Raw genomic sequence first — 19022 nt, 5'->3', positions numbered from 1 at the left:
GATTTTCTTTTTTTAAAGGATTAATGGAGATTGTCTTGAATTTTTATTGTGATAAATTATACTTGACGCTTTAAAAAGACGATGTATCCTTTGAAGAGAATATAGCAACTGTGCGAACATGCATAAAAAAGCGGAGTACAGCAGGATAATAACGGCAGGAGGGTTTTATACAAGCATGAAGTTAATTACAGAGGTAGCAGCACAAGCAGGAATCGACGAGCAGCATCTGGAACTATACGGCAAATATAAAAGCAAACTCTCACCTTCCTTATGGGAGGATATGAAAAACAAGCCAGATGGCAAGCTGGTTCTGGTCACTGCGGTGAATCCGACCCCTGCTGGAGAGGGTAAGACCTTAACAACCATCGGGTTGGCGCAGGCAATGAATGCAGCAGGAGTGAAGACCGTGGCTGCTTTACGTGAGCCCTCGCTTGGACCTTGCTTAGGGATGAAGGGCGGCGCAACAGGCGGCGGGAAGTCGCAGATTGTTCCGGCTGATGAAATTAATTTGCACTTTACCGGTGACATTCATGCGGTAACTTCTGCGCATAATTTATTGTCCGCAATGATTGACAATCATATCTTCCAAGGCAATGAGCTAAGACTGGATCCGCAGCGTATCGTTTGGAAACGTGTCATGGATATGAACGACCGCAGCCTGCGCAGTATTGTGACTGGGCTCGGGGACGGAAATGGAGCGGTACGGGAAAGTGGCTTTCAGATTACAACGGCTTCTGAGATTATGGCTGTGTTATGCTTATGCGATAACCTTATTGATCTCAAGAAGCGTTTAAACCGTATTCTGATTGGATATGACCAAGAGGGACAACCGGTAACAGCCGAGCAAATCGGGGCCGTTGAAGCGATGACAGCGCTGCTTAAGGAAGCAGTTAAGCCAAACTTGGTACAGACTCTGGAAGGTACGCCTGTTATTGTACACGGGGGGCCGTTTGCGAATATCGCTCATGGCTGCAGCAGTGTTATTGGCACTCGTTATGCCCTTAAGCTGGGAGATGTTGTGGTCACCGAAGCAGGCTTCGGAGCGGATCTTGGTGCAGAGAAATTCATGGATATCAAATGCCAACAGGCCGGGTTAAACCCTTCTGCTGCTGTTCTTGTCGTAACTGTTAAGTCCTTAAAATATAACGGTGGTGTGCCTAAAGGTGAGCTTCTAACCGAGAATCGGACGGCGCTTCGCGCGGGATTGGTGAACTTAGAACGTCATGTAGAGAATCTCGGTAAATTTGGAGTCCCTGTTTTAGTTGCCATAAATCATTTTGAAGGGGACAGTGAGGGCGAGATTAATGATGTATTGGAGGCCTGCCGCAATTTAAACGTGCCAGCCGCGATCTCAAAAGTATGGGCGGAAGGTAGTGCAGGTGGACAGGAGCTGGCTTCTGAACTGAACAAGCTCTTGGACAATAGTGGCCCGAGCCAGTTTGCTCCTCTGTATGAGAAGGATCTCGACATTTCATCCAAAATCAACAAAATTGTCCGTGAGATCTACCGCGGGGCAGAAGTGAACTTTTCCCCGGCGGCTAAGCGGAGTCTGGCGGTTATCGAGCGGCTTGGGCTAAATGATCTTCAAGTATGTTTGGCGAAGACGCCTTATTCCTTCTCCGACCAGCCTAGACTCCTCGGAGCACCGGAAGGCTTTACGATTGGTGTCCGAGATATTACCCTTTCGCTTGGTGCAGGTTTTGCGGTAGTTATTACAGGCAATATCGTTACGATGCCAGGTCTGCCAGCTAAGCCAGCCGCTGAGGGGCTATGGATGGATGAGGACGGAGAGATTCACGGTTTGGTGTAAAAGTGTTTTAATCAAAGGCTTCTCCTTGTTGGTATTAGAGGGGAGGCCTTTTTTTATGCTTCCTTTGGATTCCTGCAAATGCGGATCATAATGTACCTCCCACGTGGCAAAGCTAACGGAGTCGCATTCGGCAGCAGTGGCGGAAAAAAACTTAAAATTGTGAACAATATGAGGATATAGGTAAAAAAGACTTGTAATGTGATAAATATCACAATATAATCAGTTTATAAAGTGAAATAAATCACAACTAACCCATTGTTGATCAGATTCCATCATTGATCGGTCATGCAAGTCAAATATATAACCCGTTTGTCCATTTGAAGGAGGAAGAAATAATGAAAGTAGCTGTCATTGGATGTACCCATGCCGGAACCGCCGCAATTGTGAATACTGCTCAACTTTACCCGGATGCCGAGATTACTGTATATGAGCGTAATGATAATATTTCCTTCTTATCCTGTGGGATTGCCTTGTATGTAGGTGGAGTGGTAAAAGACCCAGAGGGGCTATTCTATTCTTCACCAGAAAAGCTTGCAGAGCTTGGCGTAAAGACCAATATGCGTCATGAAGTAACTGCAGTGGATACGAAGTCCAAAACATTGCGTGTACGCAATCTGGAGACAGGCCACGAGTTCGCTGATACCTACGATAAGCTGATTATGACTACAGGTTCATGGCCGATTGTACCGAAGCTTGAAGGATTTGAACTCGAGGGGATTTTACTTTCCAAGAACTATGATCATTCCAACACTATTATAGAAAAAGCTAAACAAGCAAATAAAATCACCGTCGTCGGCGCTGGATATATCGGCGTAGAACTGGTGGAAGCTTTTCAAATGAATGGCAAGCAAGTTACACTAATTGATGGTGAAGATCGCATTCTGAGTAAATACCTGGATCAAGAATTTACTGCACCGATCGAACAATCTTTTCAGGATCATGGGATTAAATTGGCACTGAATGAGAAGGTTAGCTCTTTTGCAGGCAAAGACGGTAAGGTAACAAAGGTTATTACAAGCAAAGGGGAGCATGAGACAGATCTGGTCATTCTCTGCATTGGTTTCCGTCCTAATACTGAACTCTTAAAAGGTCAAGTCGATATGCTGCCTAATGGTGCCATTGTAGTCAATAACTATATGCAGACTAGCTGCCCGGATGTATATGCCGCTGGCGACAGCTGTGCAATTCACTACAACCCTACAGGCAAACACGCCTATATCCCACTGGCAACCAATGCCGTTCGGATGGGAACCTTAGTTGCGCGCAACTTGGTAACAGAGACCATTCCTTATATGGGTACACAAGGGACTTCGGGCATTAAGATTTATGAAGACAATATCGCTGCAACAGGGCTTACTGAAGAAGGAGCTAAGGCTGAAGGAATGGACGTAGAAACCGCCATGATTATTGATAACTACCGTCCAGAATTTATGCCCACCTTTGAGCAGGTTCAGTTAAAAGTAGTGTTTGATCGCGCCACACGCCGTATTCTCGGGGCTCAAATTATGTCCAAGATGGATCTGACGCAATCGATCAACACAGTGTCTGTATGTATTCAAAATCAAATGACAATTGACCAACTAGCCTTTATCGACTTCTTCTTCCAACCGCATTACAACAAACCTTGGAACTTTCTGAATACAGTAGGTCTTCAAGCGCTGCCGACAACAGTACCAAGCAAAGAGGCTGTAACGGTTTAAAAAGAAAAGATTGTTTCTGAGTGATTTATCGACGAAAAAGACAACCTTATAAAGCTTGAGAAGCAGCGATCCTCCTGTAACAGGAGGGTCACTGCTTTTTTTTGTTAGGTGCAGAATGATTAGCTGCATGGGTAGGTGCAATCCAATGGCTTCGGTGATGGTAGCGAGCCAAATGTGCTCGAAAGTTACGACTAGGGTCAACTGTGTCCGATCGTGCTGAGTCATCACCTTCTGCAGAAGCTTTCGGACTCAGGAGCTCTGTATAAGGTCAACTGAGTCCGATCATGCTGAGTCATCGCCCCCCGCAGAAGCTTTCGGACTCAGAAGCCGCTAATAAGCAAATAATCGCCGTTTGAGCGTGGTTTCGGGCTCCAGTGCAGCTATTACATAGAATGAGGTGCAACTAGTGTGTTTTTCGTGCCAATAGCGACAATGGGGTCCGATAGCAAGCCAAATGTGCTCGAAAGCTACGAATAGGGTCAACTGAGTCCGATCATGCTGAGTCATCGCCCCCCGCAGAAGCTTTCGGACTCAGAAGCCGCTAATAAGCAAATAATCGCCGTTTGAGCGTGGTTTCGGGCTCCAGTGCAGCTATTACATAGAATGAGGTGCAACTAGTGTGTTTTTCGTGCCAATAGCGACAATGGGGTCCGATAGCAAGCCAAATGTGCTCGAAAGCTACGAATAGGGTCAACTGAGTCCGATTGTGCTGAGTTTTCACCCTCCGCAGAAGCTTTCGGACTCAGAAGCCGCTATTTAGCAATTAATCACTTTTTGAGTCTGGTTTCGGACTCCAATGCAGCTATTACATAGAATGAGGTACAAATAGAGTGTTTTTCGTGCCAATAGCGACAATGGGGTCCGATAGCAAGCCAAATGTGCTCGAAAGCTACGAATAGGGTCATCTGAGTCCGATGTCCGGTTGTGGGCCAAATGTGCTCGAAAGCTACGAATAGGGTCATCTGAGTCCGATGTCCGGTTGTGGGCCAAATGTGCTCGAAAGTTACGATTAGAGTCAATTGAGTCCGATAGCTGCTGCGTACGCTCAAATGTAATCCAACGAAACAAGATATGCTGGCTTAGCCGGTCATACACAAACTTCTATTTGTGCACAGGTCGCAGTAAATTTGACATGTCAGTGAAAACTTTCACTTAGTTTTCTCAAAGTGATAATTATCACGTTAATGTGTTTTACGACACGCTACAATGGTCATAAAGGAACAAATTTGAAGTAAATAGATGAAGGGGATAGGAACCATGGCTTATAGCAAACCGCAGCAAATTGCCGAAGTAACTGTAGAGAACGGCATAAAAAAAGCTCATAATCCGCTAAGTACCGTACTTATTCTGGGCTTTTTGGGAGGAGCGTTTATTGCGCTCGGGTTTTTATTAGATATTCGCGTCATTGCTGGCGCACCACAGGAATGGGGTTCCATTGCTAACTTTATCGGAGCCGCAGTCTTCCCCGTTGGGCTGATCATGGTACTCCTTGCAGGTGGAGAACTGCTGACAGGGAATATGATGGCCGTGCCGCTCGCTTTTATGGCTAAGAAGATTTCTTTCTGGGAAGTTGTGAAGAATCTTTTGCTCATTACGATTAGTAATCTGGCAGGGGCATTATTTGTAGCTTATTTCTTCGGTCATGTGGTGGGTTTAACTTCAGAGGGTGTGTATTTAGAAAAATTGGTGGATATGGCTGGTCATAAAATCGATGCAGAATTCTTTCCGGCATTTGTTTCGGGTATCGGCTGTAACTGGCTCGTTGCGCTGGCCGTATGGCTCTCCTATGGAGCAGATAACTTCAGCGGCAAAATCCTTGGTATTTGGTTTCCAACGATGGCCTTTGTTGCGATCGGATTCCAGCACGTTGTAGCTAACATGTTCCTAATTCCAGCAGCTATTTTTGAAGGTTATTATTCATGGGGGCAATACTTCACTAACTTTGTTCCCGTCTGGCTCGGCAATCTAACGGGTGGGGCAATATTTGTCGCAGCTGCCTATTGGATGGCATACTTGCGTAAAGCACCTACGGCTATTCAATCCGTAGATAGCATGTCCGGCAGCAGTGTCAAGAAACACGCTTAAGCTCGTCTTATAGAGCACTCCATAGAACATTCAAGGTCTGCCTTATTGGTGGCGTTAATGTTTTAGGGGTGCTTTTTGTTATGTAGACACAAAAAAAATCCGCCGTGATATATCCGCGCTCGGGGGAACGAAATCGGATCACGGCGAATTTTGAAGGGGGAGTGTTTCTAGGCTCTATTACCCCGTCTTTCTAAAAGCGAATCAGTTTCTTCTTGTTTAGTTTGCTTTACGGACGACAGCCACGGCTTTAAAATAAGAATAGATATTAGAACTAGGGAGGACTGCGGACGTGAACCCCAAGGGAGACGGAATATTTCATGCGATATGTGCGTTTTATCCTCTAGATTTCATGCGCACTTTATCACGATAAAACGTCAATGTGTATGCTTGCTCATAGCCCTGTTTTGGGATGATACTGGATGAATTAATGACACATATATAACAGGGGATGTACACTACTTATGAAGTTTTTACAGGCATATCCAAAAGAAGTGAAAATATTTCTCATTGCCAGCCTAATTAACGCAACAGGTAGTGCGCTGATGTGGCCGCTCGTTACGATGTATGTATTTGATGAGCTTGGACGCAGCATGTCAGATGCTGGACTGGTGATTCTTATTCAATCGGTTGGTGGGATCGTGGGTCAACTACTCGGGGGCTCACTCTATCATAAGGTAGGCGTGAACCGGCTGATTGTCGGAGCGCTCGCCATGAATGCTTTGGCACTGTTCACCTTGCCGGCAGCTAGTAACAACTGGACGTTATTTATGGTTGCAATGGGACTAGTGGGATTATTTAATTCCTTATCATTACCTGCCATTCAGGCATTTATCGGCTTTCGTTTCACGAAGCAGCGTGGTGAGCTGTTTAATGTTATTTATGTCGCCAATAATATTGGTGTAGCACTGGGGACGGCATTAAGTGGTTTTTTGGCCGATATTTCCTATATGCTAAGCTTTGTAATGAATGGTGTAACCTCGGCGGTATTTGCGGGTTTCTTTTTTATATATCTGAAGAAAATCGGTGGAGAACCTGCGCATGAGGTAATGGGGCATCAGAAGAATGAACCAGAGAAACAATCCACGTGGAAGCTAATGGGGCATACTCGTATTTATCTTTATATGGGGATCGGTTCTTTGTTCCTGCTTCTCGGTAACTCTATCTGGAATACAGGGGTATCTCCGTTCATTATTTCAGAGGGCTGGCCTAAGAAAACTTATGGTTTTCTCTGGACACTGAACGGTATTTTGATTTTTGCAGCTCAGCCATTGGTAACAATGATTAAGCGCTGGTTCGCGTCTACCTCAACGGCGCAAATGACTGCAAGTGCCCTGTTTTATTTGGGTGGCTATGCGTTTCTTTTGTGGATGCCTAATTATCCTGGCTTAGTGCTTGGGATGGTGCTTGCTACACTGGGAGAAATGCTGATTTCTCCAGCGATGCCATCCTTTATCTCGGATCATGCGGGGCGCAGCGCACCGTTTTATTTGGGACTAAGCGGAGGGATTGGTGCAGTCGGGAGAGTCATTGGCCCTTACTTCATGGGCAGACTGTATGATAGCGGTGGTTTGGCACCAACAGCCTGGCTGGCCTGTGCGATGGCGCTGCTGTCGGTAGGGTTTTTCGTCATCCATGCTTTAGTCAATCGTAAAGGCCATTCGTTAGAGCGGTCCGTAGGATAACTATACACAGTGGATTCCAACATCTGCTGTGAATTCTATAGAGGTGCAAGGCAAGGGGTGTACATCTTATGAAACAAATCAACAAGGCAAGGTTAACTATTAGACCCTCAGAGATTAAAGACGTGCGAGAACTGATTGATCTGGACCATCTGATTTGGACAGAGGACACTAGCCCGGGACCTATGTTGTGGCGCTCACAAGAAGATTTCTTACTGAATGCTCCCCCGGGCTCACAGCTCGTCGCGCTGCAAGATGACAAGCTATGTGGATATGTCGGGTTTGGCTGCCCTAGTAGAATGGAGAGCAACCGGCATGTGTGCGAGGTTAATATTGCTGTTCATCCGAACTATCAACGTTTAGGCATCGGCCGGCAGCTCATGGAAGCCATTAAGGGACATGCTGCGGCGCATGCTATTCGTAAGCTTCGCCTGCGTGTATTATCCTGCAATGAATCAGCGATTTCTTTTTACCGGGAATGCGGTTTTGTGGAAGAGGGGCGTCTGCGGGAGGAGTTTTATCTTGGCGGCCGTTATGTAGATGAGATATTTATGAGCTGCATGCTGACAGGAGGAAATGAATATGGAGATCATCTCGCTTAATGTCGGTCGGCCGGTGACGGTGGATTATCGGGGAAAACCTTTGGAGACCGGAATTTATAAAACACCTGTAGAAGGACCAGTTCAGCTACATACCAATGGATTTGTTGGAGATGGCCAGGCAGATCTTAAACATCATGGAGGTCCTGACAAGGCGGTATGCGCCTATCCCATTGAGCACTATCCTTATTGGGAACAGCAGCTGGGAAAGAAACTGGAGTACTCGGCTTTTGGAGAAAATATCACCATCACAGGTCTGCTGGAGACAGAGGTATGTATTGGCGATGTATATGAAATAGGAACCACTTTGCTTCAGGTTAGCCAACCACGATACCCTTGCTTCAAAATCTCACAAAAGCATGGACCCGCAGATCTACCGGCTCAAGTTCTGGATACAAGGTATAGCGGATTTTACTTGCGTGTACTTCGTGAAGGAAAGATTTCAACCGGTGATGCAATTGTCAAAAAAGAAAACGGAGACAGCAATGCGTCCGTGGCGCATGTACTGTATTTAATGCAGGTTGGGCTGCAAGAGAAGGCTGCTCTGGCAGAGCTTGTGGAGCTGGAAGCTCTCTCAGCCGTAGTACGGAACAAGTTTCGAAAACAACTGGGTATGCCAGAGATCTAATCTTGGTCTGCTCAATAAAAAACCTGGAGGCGTATGCCAGCCAGGTTTTTTTTTGCTTGCGTGTTTGTTTAACTTTGCTTTGCTTGTAACTTAGCCGAGCAGCTGCCACTCACTACGCAATAAACCATATACGGCGTGATTCACGTAGCCATCGGGCAGCTTTTCTGCCTGTCTGATCACACCTTCGAGCACAAAACCAAGCCGTTCAGGAATTGCCCGGCTAGTTACGTTGGCGGTTGCGCAGCGAATTTCTACCCGCTGCAGCTCCATTTCAAGCAGGGCGTAGTCTACTAGAACTCGGCAGGCACTGGTCATATAACCTTTGCCTTCATATCCATCACCAAGCCAATAACCAATCCCTACGGAACGGTTATGCCAGTCAATCTGGTGATACCCAATGACGCCAGCGAGCTCGCCGCGGACCCAAAGTCCAGCAGTGAAGGCGCCATTGTCGGTGCCTTGTTTTATAGCATTTTTAATGAAATTAAGGGTGTGATCCTGTTCCGTAACGGCATCAACCCAAGGAAGCCATTGCCTAAGTCGTTCCCGCGAGCGCTCCACTAACGCGAATATGTGCCTAGCATGCTCAGGCATGAGTGGCTTTAAGATAAGCTCTTCGTCGATGACATAATTAAACAAGTGGTTGCCTCCTTTCGGCACAAGGCCTTATGTATGATTATGGATTTTTTCTTATGATTATCATGCTACTCTATCGCTCGCAGAGAAGTCAAAAGGTCTAAAGATGCTAAAAATTGATCCAGGCCATGTGCCCCCTTTTATTGAACAATCTACAGTTAACGGGTATATTAGTAGGAAACATGTTTATACAAGAAGTAGTGTAACACTACAGAACGAAAGGTTGATAGCTGTGGAGAACCGTACTACCCCCTCCAATTTTATTAAAAATGTTATTACCGAAGACCTCCGTACGGGTAAAGTAAAAGAAGTTGTCACACGCTTTCCGCCGGAGCCGAACGGTTACTTACATATCGGACATGCCAAGGCGATTTGGATTAACTTTACACTGGCGGACGAGTTCGGTGGCAAGACTAACCTAAGATTTGACGACACGAATCCTGCCAAAGAAGATACGGAATATGTGAACTCCATTCAGGAAGATGTAAAGTGGCTGGGCTATGAATGGGAAGAGCTGCGTTTTGCATCGGATTATTTTGAGGAAATGTACAAACGTGCCGAATTATTAATTACTAAAGGCAAAGCTTATGTAGATGACCTCAGCGCGGATGAAATTCGCCAATTGCGGGGAACGCTGACAGAGCCAGGACAGAACAGTCCACATCGTGAGCGCAGCATCGAAGAGAATTTGGATCTGTTCCGCCGTATGCGGGCAGGGGAATTCAAAGATGGTGAGAAGGTTCTTCGTGCCAAGATCGATATGGCATCACCAAATATTAATCTGCGTGATCCTGTCATCTATCGGATTACTCATGCGCATCACCATAATACAGGGGATAAATGGTGCATCTACCCGATGTACACGTTCGCTCATCCACTTGAGGACGCCATTGAAGGAGTAACTCACTCCCTTTGTTCGCTTGAGTTTGAAGATCAACGCCCATTTTATGATTGGGTCGTAGCGGAATGTGAGATGCCTTCTGTTCCGCATCAATATGAATTCGGCCGTCTGAATCTCGCTCAAACCATGACTAGTAAACGTAAGCTGAAGCTGCTGGTAGACGAAAAACATGTGGATGGCTGGGACGATCCGCGGATGCCAACGATCTCCGGCCTGCGCCGCAGAGGATATACGCCGGAAGCGATTCGTAAATTCGTGTACGAAGCAGGGATCTCCAAGAGTCAGGGTCTAGTGGACCTGCAAATGCTGGAGCACTTTATCCGGGAAGACCTTAAGTTAACTGTGCCTCGCACCATGGCTATACTTCGTCCGCTTAAGGTTGTTATCACCAATTATCCGGAAGGCCAAACAGAATGGCTTGAAGCGGAGAATAATACAGAGAATGAAGAAATGGGTGTACGCCAAATTCCGTTCTCTCGTGAGATTTATGTTGAGCGCGACGACTTTATGGAGAATCCGCCCAATAAATATTTCCGCTTGTTCCCCGGCAATGAAGTACGCCTGAAGCATGCTTATTTCATCAAATGTAATGAAGTCATTAAAGATGAGAATGGCGAGGTTGTTGAACTGCATTGTACGTATGATCCGGAAACAAAGAGTGGCAGTGGATTTACAGGCCGTAAGGTAAAAGGTACTCTGCACTGGGTAGAAGCTAGTCAAGCTGTGCCTGCAGAATTCCGTTTATACGAGCCACTGATTTCTGCTGAAGAAGTAGATGAAGCTGCAGAAGTTGAAGGTCTGGATTCCACGGTAGAGAAAGCGGAGCCTAGCTTCTTGGATCAGCTTAATCCTAAATCCATTGAAATCTTACAAGGTTTTGTGGAACCCGCGCTTAAGGACAGTGTGGCTCAGGATAAATTCCAGTTCTTCCGTCATGGCTATTTTAATGTAGATAGCAAATACTCGGCGCCTGGGCATCTCGTATTCAATCTTATCGTTTCACTGAAGAGTTCATTTCAGCCTCCAAAACAAGGCTAACACTTGATTCGTTCAGGTTCTTTATAATAAAACAGGCACAAACGTCCCGTTTAGGTACGTTTGTGCCTGTTTTTTATGTTTTCGCTTATAATATTTCGATGTGAGAGAGTTCTTCCTCATCCTCTGTAGGGGGCCGGTAGCCTCCACGGTTTACAAAGAGCCACATGAAAGTAAAGCCTAGCGTTCCAAACAGTGTCAAGAAGACACCCGCTTGATACATGCTCTGTGCCCCTAGATTTTGATACATCCATCCGCCGAGAACTCCTCCAACAATACCGGCTATACCGCTCCAAGTCAGTGTGTAGAGCGCTTGTCCTGAAGCACGGTAAGGTCTTGGAATAAGAAGCATGGTCAGTTGAGTGCCTACATAGAAGAAACCACCAAATGTTATGCAGTGTAAAATTTGAATGAGCACTACTTGGAGGGCTGTAGTCGCGTCCGCCATGAACCACCATCGTAGTACGAATAAAGCGCTAACCAGCGCAAGCCAGCCGAGCAGAACAGATATTTTACGTTTAAGGAATCGGTCGCAGAGAACAAATACACCCACTTCCAAAATAGAGGAGAGGAATACTGCGAGACCAATCATTCCCTTGGAGCCGCCTAGGTCCGTAATATACAAAGACATGAATGTAGTGTTCATGGTGTTCGGTATGGAAACTAGGATACCAAACAATATGAAACACAAGAAAAAGGGATTATAAATTAGTTTGCTGAAGCCTCTATACGGCATAGGAGCCATGCCAATGGTATGGTTAAGTTTCGGTAATGCAAGAATGGATAACATTGATGCACATAGTAAGCCTGCAAACAGATAGGACAAGATAGATACACCAGCCCAATCAAGGACCAATCCGGCGGCAATTGCAATTAGTGCCCACCCCAATGAACCCCAAAGCCGAAAAGAACGGAAGCGATAGTTAGTTCCGTCAATATAGCTGAGAATCATCGTATTGCTCTGAGCAAATAACGGTCCTTGGAAGAAATAGAACAAAAGAATGGAGATGTAGATCATCTCATATGTATTTGCCCGAAACATAAGCTGGGATAACACTAACGTTCCGATTAACATAAGCAAAACGATTCTCCGGATATTCTGGTATCGGTCAGTCCAGATTGCCCAGAATGGATTTGCAAAGATGGATACTAGCGCACCCATAGAAAATACGGCACCGATCTCTAATTTGTTCATCCCTACATCCAGCAGGTATAGTTGAAAGAAGCTGGAGAAGAGGACCATGGTTCCGTATACAAAAAAATTGAACCATTTTAAAGACGTGAAAGAAGATGGATAGTTAACGCCTTTCCGCAAATGCGTCACTCCTTTCCCACTAGATGTCTTGCATGGATATACTGACCAATATTAGGCCCTTCTATCACTGTAACACGTGTTGAAAAGGGATACAAACTTCCTTTTTTACTTTTTTACATTTTTTTAACGTTTATTTAAATTTGATCCGCTAAGTGACAAAAAACGCATATAACAAGTTTGCAGGTGGCAGAAATGTTAGGCGTTTGCTCTTCCTTACTAGGAATATACCTGAGGATTACCCTATCTACGTTTGTATAAAAGAGAATCAATGGGTTTAACTTCAGTTTACAATTCAGGGCTAGGATAGGGTTAAGCGAAACAGAGATGATACATTCTTCTCGCAGATTCACCAAGAAAAGGGGAGTTTTTGCATGAAAAAATCCGAAGCTAAGGGGAAAACGGCGCTGAAGCCATTCCTCACATTATTAAAAGAAACCAAGCCTTCATACGGCTTATTGGCAATAGCCATTGCACTAAGCATGATCTCGACATTGGTTAGTCTGGTGATCCCTATGTTCACCAAAAATCTGGTGGATGGCTTTTCTTTGGCTTCTGTCAGCAAGCTGCAAATTGCAGGCATAGCGGGTGCTTTTATCGCGCAGACGATCGCCGGGGGAATCTCTATCTATCTGCTGAATTATGTAGGCCAGAAGATGGTTGCAGGTCTTCGTGACCGGTTATGGCGTAAATTTTTAGTGTTGCCAGTAGCTTATTACAATGATAATCGGACAGGAGAAAGCGTCAGCCGGATGACGAATGATACAGGGATCATCAAAACGCTGATCTCTGAACATCTGGCCAGCTTATTTACCGGAGTGATTTCCATTGTGGGCTCCATTGCTGTGCTGTTATTTTTAAACTGGAAGATGACGCTTGTTCTGTTCACCGTTCTTCCACTATCTGCGTTGATTTTGGTGCCGCTTGGACGGCAGATGTACAAAATCTCCAAAGGCATGCAGGACGAAACAGCTTCTTTTACCGCCACACTTAGTGGTGTATTGTCAGAGATCCGTCTGGTGAAATCCTCGGGTGCAGAGAAAAAAGAGTACGAAGCAGGCAAAACCGGAATTATGAACCTGCTCTCCTTTGGCATTCGTGAAGGCAAAATCAGCGCTATGATCAGTCCACTTGTCTCTTTTGTCTTTATGATGTTACTTGTGGTCATTATCGGTTATGGCGGAATGCAGGTATCTTCCGGTGCTTTGACAGCTGGAGAGCTGGTAGCCTTTATCCTGTATCTTATTCAGATTATTATGCCGCTTACTCAATTGACCACGTTCTTTACACAGATTCAGAAAGCTAAAGGGGCATCAGAGCGCATTATTGAAACTCTGGCAGCAGAAGAGGAGGTATATGAGGGCCAGGAAGAGGCGAACGGTGCAGAGGGTCCTATCTCGGTAGAAGATCTAAGCTTTGGATATAAAAATGGTGAGAATGTGCTAACCGATGTAAGCTTCCGGATGCTTCCGGGTCAGGTGACGGCTATTGTTGGACCGAGCGGGGGAGGCAAGACTACATTATTTTCACTGCTCGAACGATTCTATGAGCCTCAGAAAGGTATGGTTAAGTTAGGCGATAAACCAGTGTCAACCTTCTCATTACGCTCATGGCGGAAACTGATCGGGTACGTCTCACAGGAAAGCCCATTGTTGGCAGGTACGATTGCTGAGAATTTAACCTATGGATTGGATCGAGACGTTAGCATGGAGGAGATGCGCGCAGCAGCAGCAATGGCTTATGCAGATGGCTTTATCGATGAGCTTCCTGAAGGATATAATACGGATGTTGGTGAGAGAGGTGTGAAGCTCTCGGGTGGACAGCGGCAACGGATTGCTATTGCTAGAGCGCTGCTGCGGAATCCAAAGATTCTTATGCTTGATGAGGCGACCTCCAGTCTGGATAGCCAATCAGAGGCCGTAGTGCAGAAGGCACTGTCCAATTTGATGAAGGGCCGGACTACGATTGTAATTGCGCACCGTTTGGCTACTGTTGTAAATGCTGAGCAGATTATTTTTATGGAAAAGGGCCAGATTACCGGGATGGGAAGACATGAAGAACTGCTGGAAAACCATGAGCTATATCGTGAATTTGCCACCCAGCAGCTGCAGATGAATAACCTTGAGATTCAAGACAATAAAGAGGAGGCTCCAGTGATACATGACAAAAATACTAGTAGCGGACGACGATCCGCACATCCGCGAATTGGTAGAAGTATTTCTGAGAGCTGAGGGGATGGATGACATCTATGGAGCTTCTGATGGACTGGAGGCTCTTCAGATTCTGGAGAGCCATAACATAGACTTAGCCATTATTGATGTGATGATGCCCAATTTGGATGGCTGGGAGCTGTGCCGGAAGATGCGCCAAACCTATGATTTTCCGATATTGATGCTGACGGCTAAGGGAGAGACCTCACAAATTGTGAAGGGCTTTGAGCTGGGAAGTGATGACTATCTCGTCAAACCCTTTGAGCCAGTGGTGCTTATTGCGCGAGTAAAGGCGCTGCTCAAACGTTACCAAATCTCTGCTGCACAAAGTGTGGGGATTGGCCGGCTGCGAATGAATCGTAAAACCTACGAGGTATCCTCAGCGTATGGAGAAGTCACTTTGCCGCTTAAGGAATTTGAGCTGTTATTTAAGCTGGGCAGCTATCCGGGGCAGACATTGACTAGAGACAGGCTAATCGAAGAGATATGGGGTTATGATTTTGAAGGGAATGAGCGGACGCTCGATGTGCATATCAACCGTTTGCGCGAACGGTTCGCTCCTGATAAATACGGGTTTGTTATTCGTACCATCCGCGGATTAGGCTATCGGCTGGAGGCAGAGGCATGAACCGGTTTAAGGAGCTTCTTAAGCGGATTGGGATGACTTTTATTTACTTCGGTGGTGTTGGGATTAGCTGGAGTGCAGCTTATTTCTTGATGAACTGGATATATGGCAGGGTTGGACGCCCCTCTTCGGAGTATTTGACCCAGTTAATCGGCGTGATGGTCGGAATTGTGATTTTGTTTTTGATGGCATTGGTAACCTCCAAGTTATTCCGGGGCTGGGAACGTGTTTTTTATAAATCAATTATCGAAGGTTTAGGGCGGATTGCTAAGGGTGATTTCAATGTGGTACTTGATAATACAAAGGACTACGGTGATTTCGGTGAGATTGTAGAGAGTATCAACGTAATGGCCAGCGAACTGAGCCAGATGGAGACCATGCGTCAGGATTTTATCTCTAATGTATCGCATGAAATTCAATCTCCGCTAACCTCTATTCGGGGGTTTGCTCTTGCACTGCAGGATGAAACTCTGAGTGTGAAGAGCAGGAGGCACTACCTTAATATTATAGTGGCTGAGAGTACCCGTGTATCTGGGCTTAGTGATAATTTATTGAAGCTGTCCGCGCTTGAATCGGGCAATTTTCCGTTTGAAAATCAGATTTACCGCCTGGATAAGCAGCTTAGAGATACGATTCTGGCTTCTGAACCACAGTGGTTGGAGAAAAAAATAGAGGTAGAGGCTGAACTGGAAGAAGTGAATGTATCTGCTGTAAAAGATTTAATGAGTCAGGTTTGGACTAATCTGCTGCATAACAGTATCAAGTTTACTCCGCAGAACGGTTGCATCCATATTAGCCTTCGCATGGTGGATGAGCAGGTAGAGGTGGAGATTCAAGATAGTGGGATTGGCATCTCGGAGGAAGATCTGCCTCGGATCTTCGAGCGTTTCTATAAGGCAGATAAAGCTAGAACCGCAAGTGGTGGCGGTAGTGGACTAGGTCTGTCATTGGTTAAAAAAATCGTTGAGCTGCATGAAGGTAAGGTAACTGCAAATAGTCGCCCGGGGGATGGGACAGCGTTCAAGGTGAGCTTGCCAGTACGAATGAAATAAACTTGCTGTATGTGAAAAACAGCTGAAGCCGGTATTCTGGGTGGATTCGAAGACAATACCTTCCGTCCTGAGAATAAGGCTACAAGAGCCGAGGCGGCGGCGACTATTTCTAAGCTGCTCGAAGCTCTATCTCTCTAATAGTGATTGAATAGCTCATCGCTAAGCTTTAAGCACAACGCCGCTTTCCCAGATCGTTCAGTGGGAAAGCGGCGTTTTTTGTATTTATGCAATTAAAAGAGGAACTATAATACCGGGATGGACGTTTATCCACCAATTTGAGACATGCGCCGAGCTGTCGGCGTGTGGCTCTGTGCTTTTTTCTCCAGAGCTAAGGCCATTTCATGATTATGGGGTTTGTTGCCCAGCGCTTTCCGGAATAAGGCCTGCACAGCAACAGGATCGCTTATCAAAGGGCGGACATTGTATTCATCTGCCCAATACAGGCAAGCTTTGATGTGCCCATCTGCGGTAAGTCTCAGGCGGTTGCAATTATCGCAGAAGTGCTCGCTCACCGGATGAATCAGGCCGAATGTACCAGGGGCTCCGACAACCCGCCGATTCTGGGAAGGGCCATTCCCGGAGGGCATTTCTGCCGCTTCCGTTTCCCAACCAGCCTCAGTACAAGCTTCTACAACCCTTTCCAGAGGCAGATAAGTTTGGCGCCAAGCATCAGTAGCACTGCCAATCGGCATGTATTCTATAAAGCGTACATTTAGAGGACTCTCCAGCGTAAGGGAGATGAAGTCTTTGATTTCGTCGTCATTAATTCCTTTCATCAATACAACGTTAAGCTTTATCGGTTGAAGTCCGGCGGCTTGTGCGGCCTCGATCCCCTTTAATACCTTGGCGACTTCGCCGCCACGAGTAATCATAGAAAATCGATCCTGCCGTAAGGAGTCTAGGCTGATGTTTACCCGTGACAGACCGGCTTCTTTTAGCTGTGCTGCTTTGGCTGGAAGCATTAAACCATTTGTAGTCAGCGAAATATCTTCTATACCTGGGATCGCAGATATCATAGCAACAAGCTTTTCCAGATCTTTGCGGACAAGAGGTTCTCCACCAGTTAGTCGTACTTTACGTAATCCAAGAGGGGCTAGCGACTTAACGACTGAGGTAATTTCCTCGTAACTCAGAATCTCGTCCTGCGGTTGGAATTGCATCCCTTCCGCTGGCATACAATAGATGCAACGCAGGTTGCAGCGGTCGGTAACCGAAATGCGGATGTAATCATGTAAACGTCCAAAAGGGTCCGTCAGCGGCTCCATGGCGTTGCTCCCTTCCTTTAAATCTGGCTGATAAATTGCTCTTATACTTTCTCGTATACACGCATAACGTCCCTAATAGGACAGAACGCGAAGATGTTTATACTTGTTTAGAATTTTAAAGATCGCTTGGATTCACGTCAATGAGCAAAGTTCTGGACGACAGGGTTTCATTACATAAAACTGGACAAACTAGATAAGAAGATAACGCATATTGAACAACGGAAAGTGTGACAAAAGTACGACAAATAAAGTTTTTAGACATAGAATGCTCACGGAAAGCGCTTTTAATATCCGATATAATCTAGGTGCGGATTAGTTTTAACGTTCACTTTTGCGAAAACAGATAGGATACCGGAAACCGCACGTCGGTAATGTGACGGAGAGTGACCGGGAAACCATTGAGGAGGATTTGCAAAATGAGTACACATACTGTTCCATCGCTCACCGTTCCGGAGGCTTTTAGCCGTTGGTTGGAAAGTCGGGGATTAATATATCAGCTTTTAGTGGATTTTTTGGGTAGAAAACCATCACTCTCTCTAGTGGCTCAATGGAGCCGCAATCGCCAGATGAGTGTAGCGGCTGAGATGACGGAAGGCGGTCGGGAGCTGAAGCGCTATTTGAGTCAGGAACCGAACAAGCTGCCAATGATATGCGAGAAAGAGAGCAAAGAATATAAACGGCTTATGCAAGAACAGTCCGTTAGTTCTTTTAAATTGCGCGAAGCAGCGATTTTAGGACGCTCGGAGGATTTCTGTAACGTGCTTGCGGATGTGTACACCTCCGCTGGAATTGTATTCAATAAGTGTAATGGTGAAGCCGATGATCATATTGCTATTGAGCTCGAATTTATGGCAGTCATGCATGAGCGTATGCTTTACAATAGCTTTTCAATAAGAAGTGCTATGGAGCTGCTTGATATTCAGGAGTCCTTTTTGGAAAAGCATCTACTGCAATGGACACCGCAGTTCTGTCAGAAACTGAATGCAGCAACGGATAGTCCGCTATATCTAGGCCTCTCACATATGCTTGAGGAATTTCTGCCACTTGATCTGCAAATGCTTCGTTCCTGGAGAGCTTCACTGGAGAGCAGTGCAGCTACAAGCATTTAATATTAGAAAGCCCGGCCTAATTGATAGGTCGGGCTTTTGCGTGCTATTCAAGTAGATATGAAGCTTTAATAGAAGCTCTGTAGCAAATAGAAGTACCGTGTGAAGCATCCTAGTGATGATCTAATTAAACTCCGATAGAAGTAGAGGCTGAAGCACCAACCGAAGCATTAATTGAAGTACCAATCGAAGCGCAGTCTTGTTGCCCAACTGAAGCACCGACAGACTAATTGGGGAATTTCTCCCTGAAATTCAAGAGTTTCTGGTCATCAGACTAAAAATGAGGGAAAACCTCCCTAAAGTATAGCTGATTCGGCGGTAATTAAAGAAATCCCCCTTATTATCAGGGAGTTTTTCCCTAATTAGTTTAAGATCCACT

The 19022-nt window shown here is 45.7% G+C and carries 14 protein-coding genes; 11 read left to right on the top strand and 3 right to left on the bottom strand.

What is annotated here, in order from left to right; translation table 11 throughout:
* Positions 1 to 175 precede the first annotated feature (175 nt).
* From NST40_RS29360 to NST40_RS29335, 6 genes are all read left to right on the top strand, one after another.
* Positions 176 to 1810, top strand: coding sequence for a formate--tetrahydrofolate ligase (locus NST40_RS29360; protein WP_339188800.1), 1635 nt, complete (start codon positions 176 to 178; stop codon positions 1808 to 1810).
* Positions 1811 to 2145: 335 nt separating this feature from the next.
* Positions 2146 to 3510, top strand: coding sequence for an FAD-dependent oxidoreductase (locus NST40_RS29355; protein ID WP_076123965.1), 1365 nt, complete (start codon positions 2146 to 2148; stop codon positions 3508 to 3510).
* Positions 3511 to 4767: 1257 nt separating this feature from the next.
* Complete coding sequence (locus tag NST40_RS29350; RefSeq protein ID WP_036681949.1) at positions 4768 to 5595, top strand: formate/nitrite transporter family protein; 828 nt, start codon at positions 4768 to 4770, stop codon at positions 5593 to 5595.
* A gap of 461 nt (positions 5596 to 6056) precedes the next feature.
* Positions 6057 to 7277, top strand: coding sequence for an MFS transporter (locus tag NST40_RS29345; RefSeq protein ID WP_076123961.1), 1221 nt, complete (start codon positions 6057 to 6059; stop codon positions 7275 to 7277).
* 68 nt (positions 7278 to 7345) lie between these two features.
* Positions 7346 to 7876: a GNAT family N-acetyltransferase gene (locus NST40_RS29340; RefSeq protein WP_076276928.1), complete on the top strand. Its 531-nt coding sequence runs from the start codon at positions 7346 to 7348 to the stop codon at positions 7874 to 7876.
* Positions 7857 to 8501: an MOSC domain-containing protein gene (locus NST40_RS29335; protein WP_081387505.1), complete on the top strand. Its 645-nt coding sequence runs from the start codon at positions 7857 to 7859 to the stop codon at positions 8499 to 8501. The genes NST40_RS29340 and NST40_RS29335 overlap by 20 nt, the downstream gene beginning before the upstream one ends.
* 90 nt (positions 8502 to 8591) lie before the next feature.
* Here NST40_RS29335 and NST40_RS29330 read toward each other — a convergent pair whose 3' ends face one another.
* A complete protein-coding gene (locus NST40_RS29330; protein WP_036681941.1) occupies positions 8592 to 9140 on the bottom strand; it encodes a GNAT family protein in 549 nt (182 codons plus the stop codon).
* 229 nt (positions 9141 to 9369) lie between these two features.
* Between NST40_RS29330 and NST40_RS29325 the strand changes: the two genes are divergently transcribed.
* Positions 9370 to 11076 carry a glutamine--tRNA ligase/YqeY domain fusion protein gene (locus NST40_RS29325; RefSeq protein ID WP_038574952.1) on the top strand — a complete coding sequence of 569 codons (1707 nt, stop codon included), beginning with the start codon at positions 9370 to 9372 and terminating at the stop codon, positions 11074 to 11076.
* A gap of 85 nt (positions 11077 to 11161) precedes the next feature.
* On the opposite strand, the gene NST40_RS29320 is transcribed toward NST40_RS29325, so the two are convergent.
* Positions 11162 to 12397, bottom strand: coding sequence for an MFS transporter (locus NST40_RS29320; RefSeq protein WP_305953522.1), 1236 nt, complete (start codon positions 12395 to 12397; stop codon positions 11162 to 11164).
* A 362-nt stretch (positions 12398 to 12759) separates the two neighbouring features.
* On the opposite strand from NST40_RS29320, the gene NST40_RS29315 reads away from it, so the two are divergent.
* The 3 genes from NST40_RS29315 to NST40_RS29305 are packed head-to-tail and all read left to right on the top strand — an operon-like array spanning position 12760 to position 16272.
* Entirely contained in the window at positions 12760 to 14616 is a 1857-nt protein-coding gene (locus tag NST40_RS29315) for an ABC transporter ATP-binding protein (RefSeq protein ID WP_076192341.1), read from the top strand.
* A complete protein-coding gene (locus NST40_RS29310) occupies positions 14546 to 15223 on the top strand; it encodes a response regulator transcription factor (protein ID WP_076123953.1) in 678 nt (225 codons plus the stop codon). The genes NST40_RS29315 and NST40_RS29310 overlap by 71 nt, the downstream gene beginning before the upstream one ends.
* Entirely contained in the window at positions 15220 to 16272 is a 1053-nt protein-coding gene (locus NST40_RS29305; RefSeq protein WP_076192343.1) for a HAMP domain-containing sensor histidine kinase, read from the top strand. The genes NST40_RS29310 and NST40_RS29305 overlap by 4 nt, the downstream gene beginning before the upstream one ends.
* 263 nt (positions 16273 to 16535) lie before the next feature.
* Here the strand turns inward: NST40_RS29305 and moaA are convergent, their stop codons facing one another.
* On the bottom strand, positions 16536 to 17537 hold the full coding sequence (gene moaA / locus NST40_RS29300) for a GTP 3',8-cyclase MoaA (RefSeq protein ID WP_076276925.1): 1002 nt from the start codon (positions 17535 to 17537) through the stop codon (positions 16536 to 16538).
* A 416-nt stretch (positions 17538 to 17953) separates the two neighbouring features.
* Between moaA and NST40_RS29295 the strand changes: the two genes are divergently transcribed.
* On the top strand, positions 17954 to 18646 hold the full coding sequence (locus NST40_RS29295; RefSeq protein WP_076123947.1) for a molecular chaperone TorD family protein: 693 nt from the start codon (positions 17954 to 17956) through the stop codon (positions 18644 to 18646).
* Positions 18647 to 19022 lie beyond the last annotated feature (376 nt).

Origin of the sequence: Paenibacillus sp. FSL R10-2778, assembly GCF_038593035.1 — a bacterium.
Classification (GTDB): Bacteria; Bacillota; Bacilli; order Paenibacillales; family Paenibacillaceae; genus Paenibacillus_AQ; species Paenibacillus_AQ odorifer.
Note: the sequence above shows the minus strand (reverse complement) of the source record. Positions and strands in the feature narration are given on the sequence as shown.